The sequence below is a fragment of the Inquilinus ginsengisoli genome (assembly GCF_031453975.1).
Lineage (GTDB): Bacteria > Pseudomonadota > Alphaproteobacteria > DSM-16000 > Inquilinaceae > Inquilinus > Inquilinus ginsengisoli_A.
The window spans coordinates 95,045-107,812 of the sequence record NZ_JAVDPW010000005.1 but is presented as its reverse complement, the minus strand read 5'-3'; the positions used below and the strand labels follow the sequence as shown (position 1 = coordinate 107,812).

Sequence of the window (12,768 nt, the reverse complement as noted above, 5' to 3'; positions counted from 1 at the left end):
GCGTTGGCGCCGTCTGGTTCGAGGTCGGACACCCGGATCCGGATGAGAAGCGATTGGGCCGGATGCGGCGCCATTCGAGGGCGCCGATCCCGCCCGGCGGAAAGAGAAGGCCGGTTCCCGGGCGCCTGCCGACGCCCGGGAACCAAGCCGGGCTACAACACGAAGTCTGCCGCGGTCAGGGCATGGTCGGAGGTGACGTTGATGGCGAAGTCGGGCTGCCGGTCGCCATTGGTGTCGGCAGCGACCAGCTGGACCCCGCCGATGGTGTCGTTGTTGCTGTCGATGCCGGTGCCGCTGAGAACGCTGAAAACCGCCACGGAAATGCTCTCCCTGTTGGCCCGATCCTGGCGCGGCCTGGGCGGCCGTCTCTTGTTCGAGCGAAGCCTCTCGCCGCACGAAGGACGGTGTCGGATGCGCAGATGAGATCGGCGCCGGGCCCCGACTCGCTCAATACAGATAAATTCTCATGCAATAGTATGATATGCAGCCGCGGCCAGACGAGGGGAATGAATTCCTTCTCGCCGGGCCGTACAAAGGGAAAGCCGCCCCCGGACGCCGTCCGACGCCCGGGAGCTACAACACGAAGTCTGCCGCGGTCAGGGCATGGTCGGAGATGACGTTGATGGCGAAGTCGATCTGCCGGTCGCCATTGATGTCGCCGCAGACCAGCTGCACCCCGCCGATGGTCACCACCCGCAATTCCCCGGCGGGGCCGGTGAACGGGCCGATGCCGAAGGCAAGTGAAAGGACTAGCCGGCCCTTGCGCGGGGCCGGCTAGCCGCCCCGTCGGGAAGGGGCCTGTCGAGGATCGGGCGCGCTTCCGGTCGGTCTCTTACCGCCCGGCCACCGTCATGCCGTCGATCCGCACCGTCGGCGCGTCCATGCCGTAGCGGTGGACCAGGTCGTCGGCCGGCACCAGGGCCTTGTACATGTCCTTCAGGTTGCCGGCGATGGTGACCTCGTTGACCGCGTATGTGATGCGCCCGCGCTCGATCCAGAAGCCGTTGGCGCCGCGGCTGTAGTCGCCGGTGACGCCGTTGACCGAGGACCCCATCAGCCCGGTGACGTAGAAGCCGTCGGCGATGTCGGCCATCAGCTCCGCCGGCGTGGCGCTGCCGGGTGCCAGGTAGACATTCGACGGGGACGCGCCGGGCGGGCCGCTGGTGCCGCGCACCGCATGGCCGGTCGGGGTGAGGGCGAGCTGGCGGGCGGAACGGAGGTCGAGCAGCCAGGTGGTCAGCCGGCCGTCATCGATCAGGGCGCGGCGGCGGTTGGCCACGCCCTCGCTGTCGCAGGGGCGCGAGCGCAGGCCGCGGCGGATGTGCGGGTCGTCGATCACCTCGATGCCGGGGGCGAACACCGCCTGGCCCATGCTCTCCTTCAGGAAGCTGGTGCCGCGGGCGATGGCGCCGCCGTTGATGGCGCCGACGAGGTGGCCGAGCAGGCTGCGCGACACCCGCGGGTCGAAGATCACCGGCACCCGCGCCGTCGACGCCTTGCGGGCGCCCAGCCGGGCCACGGCGCGTTCGCCGGCGCTGCGGCCGACCGCGTCGGGCGCGTCGAGGTCCTCGGCATGCACCGCGCTGGTGTGGTCGTAGTCGGTCTCCATCGCCGTGCCCTCGCCGGCGATGGCGGAGACCGAGATGCTGCTGCCGGTCGAGCCGGTGACGCGGGAGAAGCCGTTGCTGGCGACCATCGCCGCCATGCTGCGGCCGAAGCTGGCGCTCGCCCCTTCGGAATTGGTCACGCCCTTGACCGCCAGCGCCGCCTCCTCCGCCGCCCGGGCGCGCTCGGACAGGGTCTCGGTCGAAGGCTCGGCCGGATCGACCAGGTCGAGCTCGGGCAGCACGGTGGCCAGCTCGACGGGGTCGGCGATGCCGCAGAACGGATCCTCCGGCACCACCCGGGCCATGGCCACGGCGCGCTCGACGATCTCGTCCAGCGTCGCCGCCTTGCGGTCGGAGGAGGAGACCATCGCCATGCGCTTGCCGATGAAGACGCGCAGGCCGAGGTCGCCGCCCTCGGAGCGTTCGACATGCTCGACCTTGCCAAGGCGGTGGCTGATCGAGATCGAGGTGCTGTCGAACAGCACGGCGTCGGCGGCGTCGGCGCCGGCCCGCTTGGCCTTGGCGATCAGGCCGGACAGCAGGTCGAGGGTCTCGTCGCGCGTATCGGGCATCGTGCGGTCCGTCGGTTCCAGGGACATCCCTGTCATGTAGCGACGCGCCCCCCGCCGCGGCAAGGTCCAAGGCCACCGGGTCGCAGTTCAGCGTCCCTCCAGGGAGGCTTCATCTCCGCCGCGGAGACGCGCATCCTCGCAGCACGAGTCGATGGGATCGGAGGGAAGCGTGATCGGGGAACGGATCGCAACGGGCGTGCTGCGGGCCGCCGCCGGGCTGGCCGCCACCGCCTGGCTGCTGGCGGCCGGCCCAGCCGGTGCCGCGGGCGAGGACCCTGCCTGGAGCCAGGTGCGGATGGGGTCGCAGGGCGCGCCGCAGCCGATCGGCAGCTATTCCAACGGCTGCATCGCAGGCGCCGTGCAGCTGCCGCCGGAAGGGCCCGGCTACCAGATCATCCGGCTCAGCCGCAACCGCAACTGGGGCCACCCCGACCTGGTCGCGACGTTGGAGGATTTGGGCCGCCGCGCCGCCGCCGCCGGGCTGCCGCCGCTGCTGATCGCCGATATGGGCCAGCCGCGCGGCGGCCCGATCACCGACCACGCAGCGCATGAGATCGGGCTGGATGCCGACATCTGGCTGCGGCTCGACCTGCCGCAGCTGCCGCGCGACCAGCGCGAGACGCTGAAGCCGGACTACATCACCGGCCCCTGGACCGACGTGATCCCGCGCGGCGCCCTGTCGGCGCAGCAGGCGCAGCTGATCCGCCTGGCCGCGACCGAGCCGCGAACGGAGCGGATCTTCATCCACCCGGCGATCAAGCGCGAGCTGTGCGCCATGTCCTGGGACGACCGGTCGTGGCTGGGCAAGGTGCGGCCCTGGACCGGGCACAACGAGCATCTGCACATCCGCATCGGCTGCCCCTCGGGCAGCCCGCTGTGCCAGGAGCAGGCGCCGACGGCGGCCGGCGACGGCTGCGGCGCCGACCTGATGTCGTGGTTCCCGATGAAGCCGCCGGTGCCGCGCAAGGGTGGCAAGCCCTATGTGCCGCCGCCGCTGCCCATCGCTTGCCAGCGCGTGCTGACCGCGCCCTGACGCGTCAGGCGGCCCGCATCGACGTCAGAGCAGCGATCCCTGCTCCGGCTTCGGCTCGGCCGGGCGGGCCGGCTTGTGCGGCTTGCCGCCGCCGATCACCGCCGGCGCCTCGCCGTCCTGGAAGCGGATGGCCACGGCGCGGCCGGGCGTCGCCTCATGGGCCGAGCCGATGGCGTGGCCGGTCGCAGGGTCCAGCACCAGGGCGTAGCCGCGGCGGAGAACGTCGACATAGGAATAGCTTTCCAGCAGCCGGCCAGCGGCGGCCAGCCGGGTGGTGCGGTCGGCCAGGGCGCGCAGCACCGGTTCCGGCCCGAAGCGGCCGGACAGGGCCTGGAAGCGTTCCGCCGGGCGATGCGCCAGGCGGGGGCCGAGGGCGGCCAGGCGGTCGCCGAGCTGGGCCAGGTGCCGCGCCGTCTCCGCCACCTGGCGGCGTGGATGCGGCAGCCGGGCGCCGAGTTCGGCCAGCCTGGCTCGTTGCCGCTCGACGCTGCCGGCGGCGGCGCGGTCCAGCCTTTCGCCGCGGTCGTCCAGCCGCTGCATCGCGGTCTCGATCAGCCGGGCCGGGTCGCCCAGGCCGCGGCGCAGCGCGTCCAGCCGGGTGCGGTGCTCCGTGAACAGCCGGGCGGTGCCGGCCTCGAGGCGCCGGGAGCAATCCAGCACCCGGCCCAGCAGCTCGGCCCGCACCGGCACCGCCATCTCCGCCGCCGCGGTCGGGGTCGGGGCACGGCGATCCGAGGCGAAATCGATCAGGGTGGTGTCGGTCTCGTGCCCGACGGCGGAGATCAGCGGGATGGCGCTGGCCGCGGCGGCGCGGACCACGATCTCCTCGTTGAACGGCATCAGATCTTCCAGGCTGCCGCCGCCGCGGGCGACGATCAGCAGGTCGGGCCGCGGCACCGGCCCGCCCGGCGCGATCGCGTTGAAGCCTTCGATCGCCGCGGCGACCTGGCCCGCCGCGGTCTCGCCCTGCACCGCCACCGGCCAGACCAGGACATGGCGCGGGAAGCGGTCGGCCAGGCGGTGCAGGATGTCGCGGATGACGGCGCCGGTCGGCGAGGTGACGACGCCGATCACCGCCGGCAGGAACGGCAGCGCCCGCTTGCGCGCGGCCTCGAACAACCCTTCGGCGGCCAGGCGGCGGCGGCGCTCCTCCAGCATCTTGAGGATGGCGCCCTCGCCCGCCAGCTCCATCTGCTCGATCACCATCTGGTACTGCGAGCGCGAGCCGTAGATGGTCAGGCGGCCGGTGCAGATCACCTCCATCCCCTGCTCCGGCCGCACCATCAGCCGCGGCACCTGGCCCTTCCAGATCACCGATTCGAGGGTGACGCTGTCGTCCTTGAGCGTCAGGTAGACATGGCCGGAGCGCGGCACCGTGACCTTGCCGATCTCGGCGCGCACGCGGACCAGGCCGAATTCGCCCTCGATGGTGCGCTTCAGCGCGCCGGTCAGCTCGGCGATGGTGAATTCCGGCAGGTTGGAGCCGGGGCGGCCCGCGGGGGGCGGAGGGGTGTCGTTTTGCTCGGTCATGCTGCGGCCACCATGCTAAACCGCTGCCACTTGAGCAAGAGATCGAGAGCGGGTTCTGCGATGCGCATCCTTCTGGTCGGCGGCGGCGGCCGCGAACATGCCCTGGCCTGGGCGATCGCCGCCTCCCCCCTGTGCACCACCCTCTACTGCGCCCCCGGCAATGCCGGCATCGCGCAGCAGGCGACCTGCGTGCCGATCGCCATCGAGGACATCGACGGGCTGGTGACCTTCGCCAGGACCGAGGCGATCGACTTCGTCGTGGTCGGGCCGGAGGCGCCGCTGGTGGCCGGGCTGGTCGACCGGTTGACCGAGGTCGGGATCAAGGCCTTCGGGCCGAGCGCCGCGGCGGCGGCGCTGGAGGGGTCGAAGGGCTTCACCAAGGACCTCTGCGCCAAATACGGCATCCCGACCGCGCGCTACCGCCGCTTCACCGATGCGGCCGAGGCGAAGGCCTACATCGCTGCCGAGGGCGCGCCGATCGTGGTCAAGGCCGACGGCCTGGCCGCCGGCAAGGGCGTGGTGGTGGCGACGACGGTCGAGGAGGCCCAGGACGCGGTCGATGCGATGCTGACCGAGGGCGGCTTCGGCGCCGCCGGCGCCTCGATCGTGGTCGAGGAATGCCTGGTCGGGCCGGAGCTGAGCTTCTTCGCCCTGTGCGACGGCGAGACCGCGCTGCCGCTGGCCACCGCCCGCGACCACAAGCGCGCCTATGACCATGACGAGGGCCCGAACACCGGCGGCATGGGCGCGGTGTCGCCGCACCCGCTGGCGACCCCGGAGCTGGAGGCCCGGATCCTGGACGAGGTGGTGCAGCCGACCCTGCGCGCCATGGAGGCCGAGGGCACGCCGTTCCGCGGCATCCTGTTCGCCGGGCTGATGCTGACCGACCGCGGGCCGCAGCTGATCGAGCACAATGTCCGCTTCGGCGACCCGGAATGCGAGACGCTGCTGCCGCGGCTGAACTCGGACCTGCTGACCGCGCTCTTGGCCGCGGCCGACGGCACCCTGCGCCACCTGACCCTGCGCTGGCGGCCGGAGGCGGCGGTGACGGTGGTGATGGCGGCGAAGGGCTATCCCGGCAGCTATGGCAAGGGCAGCCCGATCCGGGCGCTCGACCGCGCCGCCGAGGTGCCCGGCACCATCGTGTTCCACGCCGGCACGGCCGCGGATGCCGACGGCACCGTCACCGCCCAGGGCGGCCGGGTGCTGGCGGTGACGGCGCTGGGCGCCGACATCGCCGAAGCCCGGTCCCGCGCCTACCAGGCGGTCGACCGCATCGACTGGCCCGAAGGCTTCTGCCGCCGGGACATCGCCGTTTGACCATCAGGCACGCGTAGGTTGGGTTCGCGGCATGCGAACCCAACATGTATGCGACCGGAATGTTGCTAAAGTGGCGAGATGAGCAAGGCCTTCACCAAAGAGAGCGAGACCGAGGAGGAGCTGGACGACGCGCCAGCCCCACTGCCTGCGGGATCGAAGAACTACATCACGCCGGAGGGCTTCCAGCGGCTGCAGGACGAGCTGAAGCAGCTGTGGCGGGTCGAGCGGCCGAAGGTGGTCGAGGTGGTGTCCTGGGCCGCCGGCAATGGCGACCGGTCGGAGAATGGCGACTACATCTACGGCAAGAAGCGGCTGCGCGAGATCGACCGCCGGGTGCGGTTCCTGACCAAGCGGCTGGAGATCGCCGAGGTGGTCGACCCGGCGCGCCAGACCAACCGCGACCGGGTCTATTTCGGCGCCACCGTGACCTATGTGGACAGCCAGGAGCGCGAGCGCACCGTGCGCATCGTCGGCATCGACGAGACCGATGCGGATGCCGGCGACATCAGCTGGATCTCGCCCCTCGCCCGCGCCCTGGCGCGGACGCAGGAGGGCGACGTGATCGAGATCCGCACACCCGGCGGGATCGAGACCGCCGAGGTGCTGGAGATCCGCTACGGGAACAGCTGAGCGTCAGGCGCTCGACTTGACCCACAACGCGGCCAGAGCCTCGATCCCGGCCTGGTCCTCGGCGTCGAAGCGCCCGGGCAGCGGGCTGTCGAGGTCGAGCACGCCCAGAACCTTCCCATCCTGCAGCAGCGGTACAACCAGCTCCGAGCGCGAGGCGGCGTCACAGGCGATGTGGCCGGGGAAGGCGTGGACATCCTCCACCAGCACCGATTGCCGCCGCTCCGCCGCCGTGCCGCAGACGCCCCGGCCAAGCGGGATGCGGATGCAGGCCGGCTTGCCCTGGAACGGGCCGAGCACCAGCTCCCTCTCCCCGCGAAGCAGGTAGAAGCCCGCCCAGTTCAAATCCGGCAGGCCATGGAAGATCAGCGCCGACAGGTTCGCGGCATTGGCGATGGCGTCGGTCTCGCCATGGAACAGCCCCTCGGCCTGGGAGAGCAGGTCGCGATAGGCCTCCGCCTTCGGCAGGGCGGAATCGAGGCGGGCGGTCTGGAACATCGGTCAAGCCTTGGTGTCGGGTTGCCTGGAAGATAAAGCACTGGACCGGTCGGCGGAAAGCCTCAGAGACCGTCCACCAGCGCGCGGGCGGCGCGGATCTGGTCTTCGTCGCGCTTGTAGAAGGTCCATTGCTTGATCCGCTTCGGCGCCACCAGGCCGGACTGGACCAGCACCCGCATATGCTCGCTCAGCGTCGGCTGGCTGATGCCCAGCTTCTCTGCGATGAACACGCCGCAGACGCCGTCCTCGACCAGGTCGCCATCGGCCTGCGGCGGAAAATGGGCGCGGGGGTCCTTCAGCCAGTCCAGGATCTGCAGGCGGCGCTCATTGGCCAAAGCACGGTAGAGATTGACTGGGTACATTTCGGTACTTTGCCAATCAACGATGCCATGTCAAGACTCGGGGCATCCCGACCGCCCGGATGCGAGGATCCGCCATGCCCAGCTACGCCTTTGAAACCGTCGACGTGTTCACCGACCGCCGCTTCGGCGGCAACCAGCTGGCGGTGTTCCCGGATGCGCGCGGCCTGTCGGATTCCGACATGCAGTCGCTGGCCGCCGAGTTCAACCTGAGCGAGACCACCTTCGTGCTGCCGCCGGAGAACCCGGCCCACACCGCGCGGGTGCGGATCTTCAACCGGACCTACGAGATGCCCTTCGCCGGCCATCCCAATGTCGGCACCGGCTGCGTGCTGGCCCGGCACGGGCTGGACCGCGACGGCGTGCTGCTGTTCGAGGAGCTGTCGGGCCTGGTCGAGGTGCGGGTCGAGCGCGATGCGGCCGGCACCGTCACCGGCGCGGTGATCGCCGCACCGCAGCCGCTGACCACGCTGATGGAGCTGCCGCCCGAGGCGATCGCCGCCTGCGCGGGCCTGGCCCCCGGGGACATCCTGACCGCGGCGCACCGCCCGGTGCTGGCCAGCGTCGGCATCCCCTTCGTGCTGGTCGAGGTGACCGGCGAGGCGCTGACCCGCGCCACCCCCGACATATCAGCCTTCCGCCGCACCCAGGCCGAATTCCCTGAGGTCGAGCGCCGGCTGTCGCTGCACCTCTACGCCCGCGACGCCGCGGCGCCGGATTTCGCCTCGGCGGCCGGCGCCCGCATCCGCGCCCGGATGTTCGCGCCCTTGTCCGGCACCTATGAGGACCCGGCGACCGGCAGCGCCAACGCCACGCTGGGCGCGCTGCTGCTGTCGCTGTCCGGCGCCGAGAGCGGCCGGGCCGAGATCGCCCAGGGCGTCGAGATGGGCCGCCCCAGCCTGCTCAAGGTCGCCGCCCGCCGCGGCGCCGACGGGGTGCGGTCGACCGTCGGCGGCGGCTGCGTCCCGGTGCTGAGGGGCGAGGCGGAGGTCTAAGAGGGCTGCAGGGCGTCAAGCTTCGCAAGGAGACGGGTCCAGCCATCCCGCTCCGCCCGCTCGCGGAGCGACAGGCCTTGAACGTATTTCCCAGTGGGATCTGCGCCGGCGGCGAGCAGAGCCAATGCCGCGTCTTCCGAGTCCGCGCTCAACACGGGAGTCGCACCAGAACTGGCTCGGGCATTCACCCGCGCGCCGGCCCTGATCAATACCTGCACCGCATCAGCGGAATAGACGCCCATCAGCGGCGTCCGACCATCTCCGAGGTCGCCATTGGCATCGGCACCACGGGCCAGCAGGCGCCGGAGGAGGCCGGCATCCCCCAGACGGGACGCAAGTCCGAGGGCCAGAGTACGGTCCGTTCGCCTGCCGCGCTGCGCGGCGGCCTCGGCAAGGGCCGTCGAGATCTCGTCGTTGCGTCCAGCCGCGTTGAAAACGGATGTCCGCAGATCGGTCATGAGGGCGGCTCGGCCACTCAGCGGCGCCCCCGCCGCCAACAATGCCCGGACGAAGCCCACCCGCTCGTATCTCACGGCTTCAGCCAGGAAATCGGCCGCCTTTGCGGACCGGAAGTCGAAGCTCTCGGCCTTCAGAAGGGCGATGGTCTCTTCACTGCCATGCACCCATCTGTCGGTGCCGGCGACGCGGTCGATCTCATCCTCCAGATCGACGACGCTGTCCGGCATGCCGGCATCGACACCCCAATAATCGTCGACGGATTTCGACTGTCCATCGATCTCGATCGACGTGTTGTAGGACGGCACATCCGTGACGGAAGCAAAGTACTCGTCATTCAGGGAGAAGAAATCCGCATCTCTGAATTTGCCGACCAGGGCGATGACATCCTCACGGGGGATGCGACTTTCGTGCCGCCCCTCGAAGAGAACGAAGCCCCGGCCCTCATAGGTGACCACCCCATCCTCCCGGATCTCGACCCGGTAGGCCGGACAGGAGCCGTAGCATCCGCTTCTCTGGAGCCGGATCAGAACATGGCTCTGATCCGTCATCTCGGGAAAGCGAACGCGGCGGGTCGGCTGAGTTGTGGGAGGGCGGACGCTGATGCTGTCCTCGAATGAGGCGGACACGGCTCGGCCGCCTCGGAGATAGGGGGTGTAGCGCCAATGCATCGCCTGGGCCTCCGCCGCGGCGAAAGCCGGCGCGAAGCCCTCGATCGCCTTCGCGGACCGCACGGCCCCCGTAGGGTCGATGACAATGGCAAGCCGAACCGAGCTCCTATCGGGATCGGCCCCCGCAACACGAACAAAGTCCCGTCCCGTCCGGCGGTGATCGACTTGCCAAAGGCTGATCACTGGCCCTGGACCGGCAGACTGTGGAGCTGCGACCGCTATACTAGGTGACGTCACTGCCGCGCTCGGCTTGGACGCGGCATCGGGAAACTGAGCCAGTGGCGGCTTCGGCGGTTCAGCCACACATCCGGCGACGATCAGGGTGAACAGGGCTGCGACGAGCGGTCGGACCACAATCCCGGTCAATAGCCGATGCATGATATGGCTTCTCTGAAATCGCCCCTCCCCCGAGGGCCCGATATTCTTGTCAGATGATCCGGGATGTGACCAGCCGGCGCGCCTGACGGCGCCTCTCGCCTCCCCTCGTCATCCCCGCGGAAGCCGGGATCTCGTCACCGCCCGGCTGGCGAGAGAGTCCCGCTTTCGCTGGAATGGCGTTCGCGGAGGACCCTGCCGCGGCACCGATGGCATCCGTCGGCGGCGGCTGCATCGATCGCTATTCCGGGTTGAAGCTCGCCAGGATCACGCCGCCGCGGATGCCGGCCCGGGCCTCGCCGATCAGCTCCACCTTCACCTCTTCCGGCAGGCACCATGTGCCCCGGCTGAAGCGCCAGGACAGCGGCATCCGGTTCGGGTGGATCCGGCGGGCGGCATCCTCGGTCTCGGCCGCGACGATGGCGGAGTCGTAGGTGTCGGTCTCGTCGTTCACGTCCTGAGAGATCTTCCACAGCTTCATCGGACGGCCTCGGCAAGCCGGCTGCAGGCGATCCTGCGTGCACTCTCGGGCCCGGTCGGCTTGCCGCGCCGGGACCGGCCAGACGATACGAGGCGCAGCCCGGATGTGAAGTTATCGTTTTGTAAACGTCGCGCCCGGCCGGCCCGCTACCGCCGCGCCCGGAAGAACGCCCGCAACAGCTCGCCCGCCTCGGCGCCATGCGGAGGCGTCTGTTCCACTAAGGGCCGGTGGTGGCAGGTCTTCTGCTCGAAGAAGCGGGGGCCGTGCAGCACCGCGCCGCCCTTGGGGTCGGTGGCGGCGAACACCAGGCGGCGCAGCCGGGCGAAGGAGATCGCGCCGGCGCACAGCGCGCAGGGCTCGAGCGTGACGTAGAGGTCGCAATCCGGCAGCCGCGGCCGGCCGCGCAGCCGCCCGGCCTCGCGGATCGCCAGCACCTCGGCATGGGCGGTCGGGTCCGCCAGCTCCTCCACCCGGTTGCCGGCCCGGGCCAGCACCGCGCCGGTCGCGGCCTCGACCAGCACCGCGCCGACCGGCACCTCGCCACGCGCCGCCGCCGCCGCGGCCTCGTCGAGGGCGAGGCGCATATAGCCGTCATCGGGATCGGGGGTGGGATCGGGGGTCGGGTCGGGCACGGGTCAGATCCTTGCGTTTCGCGCTAACCCTGGCGGGAGGCTTCGCGGTAAACAAGGGTCATGAGCAAGACCGATCACGAGACCACCGTCGGGAAGACGGCGGGCGACACGGCCGCGAAGGGCGCCGCGACGCCGGTTCCGAACCCGAAGCCCGCCATGGGCGCCAGGCCGGCCGCGAAACCGGCCCCGAAGCCGAAAGGCACCTTCAAGGACGGCGGCGAGAAGGATGGCGAGCGCGTCGCCAAGGTCCTGGCCCGCGCCGGCATGTGCTCGCGCCGCGAGGCCGAGCGCTGGATCGCCGAGGGCCGCGTCGCGATCAACGGCAAGGTGCTGGAGACCCCCGCCGTGGTGGTGCCGCCGGGCGCGGTGCTAAGCGTCGACGGCGTGGCGGTGCCGGACCCCGAGCGCACGCGCCTGTGGCGCTATCACAAGCCGGCCGGGCTGGTCACCACCCGGGTCGACCCGCAGGGCCGCCAGACCGTGTTCGACAACCTGCCGGAGGAGCTGCCGCGCGTGGTGTCGATCGGCCGGCTCGACCTCAACAGCGAGGGCCTGTTGCTGCTGACCAATGACGGCGAGCTGTCGCGGCGGCTGGAGCTGCCCTCGACCGGCTGGCCGCGGCGCTATCGCGTGCGCGTCCATGGCGCGCCCGACCCAGCAAAACTGGCCGGGCTGGCCGGAGGCATCACCGTCTCCGGCGTCAACTACGGCCCGATCGAGGCCGAGCTGGACAAGGTGCAGGGCGCCAATGCCTGGCTGACCATCACCCTGCGCGAGGGCAAGAACCGCGAGGTCCGCAAGGTGATGGAGGCGATCGGCCTGAACGTGAACCGGCTGATCCGCATCTCCTACGGCCCGTTCCAGCTCGGCATCCTGGAGAAGGGCAAGGCCGAGGAGGTCAAGGCCTCGGTGCTGCGCGACCAGCTCGGCCGCTGGATGGACAACCGCGAGGAGGAGCCGCCGAAGCCGAGAGCGGCGGCAAGGCCTGCCACCGCCCCCAAGCCCCCTGCCGGCCCCAAATCTTCCACCGGCCCGGCCCCCCGCCATGCCCCTGCGCCTCGTCGCCGGCCGGCATAGGGGCCGGCCCCTCGCCGCCCCGCCCGACCGCGCCACCCGCCCGACCGGCGAGCGGGTGCGCGAGGCGGTGTTCAACATCCTGGCCCATGCCGGATACGGGCCGGAGGGCGGCGACGCGGTGGCCGATGCGGTGGTGCTGGACGCCTTCGCCGGCACCGGGGCGCTGGCCTTCGAGGCGCTGTCGCGCGGCGCGGCGGAGGCCTGGCTGTTCGACAACTCCCCCGCGGCGCTGGGCTTCGCCCGCAAGAACGCCGAGACGCTGGGCGAGACCGGCCGTGCCCATGTGCTGCGCGCCGACGCGCTGAAGCCGCCGCCGGCCAAGGCCCGGGCGACGCTGCTGTTCCTCGACCCGCCCTACGCCAAGGGCCTGATCGGCCCCGCCATCGCGGCGCTGTCCGCCGCCGGCTGGCTGGCACCCGGCTGCCTGGTGGTGGCCGAGACCGCGGCCGACGAGCCGGCGGTTCCAGGGCTGCACCTGCTGGACGAGCGCCGCTACGGCATCGCCCGCATCGGTTTCGGCCGGGTGGCGGGGTAG

Annotated in this window: 14 protein-coding genes; 6 read left to right on the top strand and 8 right to left on the bottom strand. The window is 71.1% G+C overall.

Going from position 1 to position 12,768, the window contains the following annotated elements:
• Positions 1 to 152 precede the first annotated feature (152 nt).
• Positions 153 to 317 carry a hypothetical protein gene (locus E9232_RS14985; RefSeq protein WP_309794960.1) on the bottom strand — a complete coding sequence of 55 codons (165 nt, stop codon included), beginning with the start codon at positions 315 to 317 and terminating at the stop codon, positions 153 to 155.
• 515 nt (positions 318 to 832) lie between these two features.
• Positions 833 to 2,179 carry a TldD/PmbA family protein gene (locus tag E9232_RS14980; RefSeq protein ID WP_309794959.1) on the bottom strand — a complete coding sequence of 449 codons (1,347 nt, stop codon included), beginning with the start codon at positions 2,177 to 2,179 and terminating at the stop codon, positions 833 to 835.
• Between the two features lie 169 nt (positions 2,180 to 2,348).
• Here E9232_RS14980 and mepA point away from each other — a divergent pair, with 169 nt between their 5' ends.
• On the top strand, positions 2,349 to 3,212 hold the full coding sequence (mepA, locus tag E9232_RS14975) for a penicillin-insensitive murein endopeptidase (protein WP_309794958.1): 864 nt from the start codon (positions 2,349 to 2,351) through the stop codon (positions 3,210 to 3,212).
• A gap of 24 nt (positions 3,213 to 3,236) precedes the next feature.
• Here the strand turns inward: mepA and xseA are convergent, their stop codons facing one another.
• Positions 3,237 to 4,742, bottom strand: a complete 1,506-nt coding sequence (xseA, locus tag E9232_RS14970) for an exodeoxyribonuclease VII large subunit (RefSeq protein WP_309794957.1) — start codon at positions 4,740 to 4,742, stop codon at positions 3,237 to 3,239.
• Positions 4,743 to 4,802: 60 nt separating this feature from the next.
• On the opposite strand from xseA, the gene purD reads away from it, so the two are divergent.
• Both purD and greB read left to right on the top strand, forming a co-directional pair.
• Positions 4,803 to 6,062, top strand: a complete 1,260-nt coding sequence (purD, locus tag E9232_RS14965) for a phosphoribosylamine--glycine ligase (RefSeq protein ID WP_309794956.1) — start codon at positions 4,803 to 4,805, stop codon at positions 6,060 to 6,062.
• A 78-nt stretch (positions 6,063 to 6,140) separates the two neighbouring features.
• Complete coding sequence (greB, locus tag E9232_RS14960; RefSeq protein WP_309794955.1) at positions 6,141 to 6,692, top strand: transcription elongation factor GreB; 552 nt, start codon at positions 6,141 to 6,143, stop codon at positions 6,690 to 6,692.
• Between the two features lie 3 nt (positions 6,693 to 6,695).
• Here the strand turns inward: greB and msrC are convergent, their stop codons facing one another.
• Positions 6,696 to 7,187 carry a free L-methionine (R)-S-oxide reductase MsrC gene (gene msrC / locus E9232_RS14955; RefSeq protein WP_309794954.1) on the bottom strand — a complete coding sequence of 164 codons (492 nt, stop codon included), beginning with the start codon at positions 7,185 to 7,187 and terminating at the stop codon, positions 6,696 to 6,698.
• Between the two features lie 62 nt (positions 7,188 to 7,249).
• On the bottom strand, positions 7,250 to 7,549 hold the full coding sequence (locus tag E9232_RS14950) for an ArsR/SmtB family transcription factor (protein WP_309794953.1): 300 nt from the start codon (positions 7,547 to 7,549) through the stop codon (positions 7,250 to 7,252).
• 74 nt (positions 7,550 to 7,623) lie between these two features.
• Between E9232_RS14950 and E9232_RS14945 the strand changes: the two genes are divergently transcribed.
• A complete protein-coding gene (locus tag E9232_RS14945) occupies positions 7,624 to 8,541 on the top strand; it encodes a PhzF family protein (protein WP_309794952.1) in 918 nt (305 codons plus the stop codon).
• Here the strand turns inward: E9232_RS14945 and E9232_RS14940 are convergent.
• The 3 genes from E9232_RS14940 to E9232_RS14930 form a co-directional block, all read right to left on the bottom strand.
• On the bottom strand, positions 8,538 to 10,046 hold the full coding sequence (locus E9232_RS14940; protein ID WP_309794951.1) for a DUF6438 domain-containing protein: 1,509 nt from the start codon (positions 10,044 to 10,046) through the stop codon (positions 8,538 to 8,540). The two genes, E9232_RS14945 and E9232_RS14940, sit on opposite strands and share 4 nt — an antisense overlap.
• A 238-nt stretch (positions 10,047 to 10,284) precedes the next feature.
• A complete protein-coding gene (locus tag E9232_RS14935; RefSeq protein WP_309794950.1) occupies positions 10,285 to 10,524 on the bottom strand; it encodes a hypothetical protein in 240 nt (79 codons plus the stop codon).
• Between the two features lie 146 nt (positions 10,525 to 10,670).
• Complete coding sequence (locus E9232_RS14930; RefSeq protein WP_309795715.1) at positions 10,671 to 11,108, bottom strand: nucleoside deaminase; 438 nt, start codon at positions 11,106 to 11,108, stop codon at positions 10,671 to 10,673.
• 108 nt (positions 11,109 to 11,216) lie between these two features.
• Here E9232_RS14930 and E9232_RS14925 point away from each other — a divergent pair, with 108 nt between their 5' ends.
• Both E9232_RS14925 and E9232_RS14920 read left to right on the top strand, forming a co-directional pair.
• A complete protein-coding gene (locus E9232_RS14925; RefSeq protein ID WP_309794949.1) occupies positions 11,217 to 12,233 on the top strand; it encodes a pseudouridine synthase in 1,017 nt (338 codons plus the stop codon).
• Complete coding sequence (locus E9232_RS14920; RefSeq protein WP_309794948.1) at positions 12,202 to 12,768, top strand: RsmD family RNA methyltransferase; 567 nt, start codon at positions 12,202 to 12,204, stop codon at positions 12,766 to 12,768. Before E9232_RS14925 ends, E9232_RS14920 begins: the two co-directional genes overlap by 32 nt.

Excerpts from the sequence above, each read along its gene's own strand:
- greB (WP_309794955.1), top strand. The coding sequence starts at position 6,141 with ATGAGCAAGGCCTTCACCAAAGAGAGCGAGACCGAGGAGGAGCTGGAC.
- E9232_RS14925 (WP_309794949.1), top strand. The coding sequence starts at position 11,217 with ATGAGCAAGACCGATCACGAGACCACCGTCGGGAAGACGGCGGGCGAC.
- xseA (WP_309794957.1), bottom strand. The coding sequence starts at position 4,742 with ATGACCGAGCAAAACGACACCCCTCCGCCCCCCGCGGGCCGCCCCGGC.
- msrC (WP_309794954.1), bottom strand. The coding sequence starts at position 7,187 with ATGTTCCAGACCGCCCGCCTCGATTCCGCCCTGCCGAAGGCGGAGGCC.
- E9232_RS14950 (WP_309794953.1), bottom strand. The coding sequence starts at position 7,549 with ATGTACCCAGTCAATCTCTACCGTGCTTTGGCCAATGAGCGCCGCCTG.
- E9232_RS14930 (WP_309795715.1), bottom strand. The coding sequence starts at position 11,108 with ATGCGCCTCGCCCTCGACGAGGCCGCGGCGGCGGCGGCGCGTGGCGAG.
- E9232_RS14935 (WP_309794950.1), bottom strand. The coding sequence starts at position 10,524 with ATGAAGCTGTGGAAGATCTCTCAGGACGTGAACGACGAGACCGACACC.
- E9232_RS14980 (WP_309794959.1), bottom strand. The coding sequence starts at position 2,179 with ATGCCCGATACGCGCGACGAGACCCTCGACCTGCTGTCCGGCCTGATC.
- purD (WP_309794956.1), top strand. The coding sequence starts at position 4,803 with ATGCGCATCCTTCTGGTCGGCGGCGGCGGCCGCGAACATGCCCTGGCC.
- E9232_RS14920 (WP_309794948.1), top strand. The coding sequence starts at position 12,202 with ATGCCCCTGCGCCTCGTCGCCGGCCGGCATAGGGGCCGGCCCCTCGCC.
- E9232_RS14945 (WP_309794952.1), top strand. The coding sequence starts at position 7,624 with ATGCCCAGCTACGCCTTTGAAACCGTCGACGTGTTCACCGACCGCCGC.
- E9232_RS14940 (WP_309794951.1), bottom strand. The coding sequence starts at position 10,046 with ATGCATCGGCTATTGACCGGGATTGTGGTCCGACCGCTCGTCGCAGCC.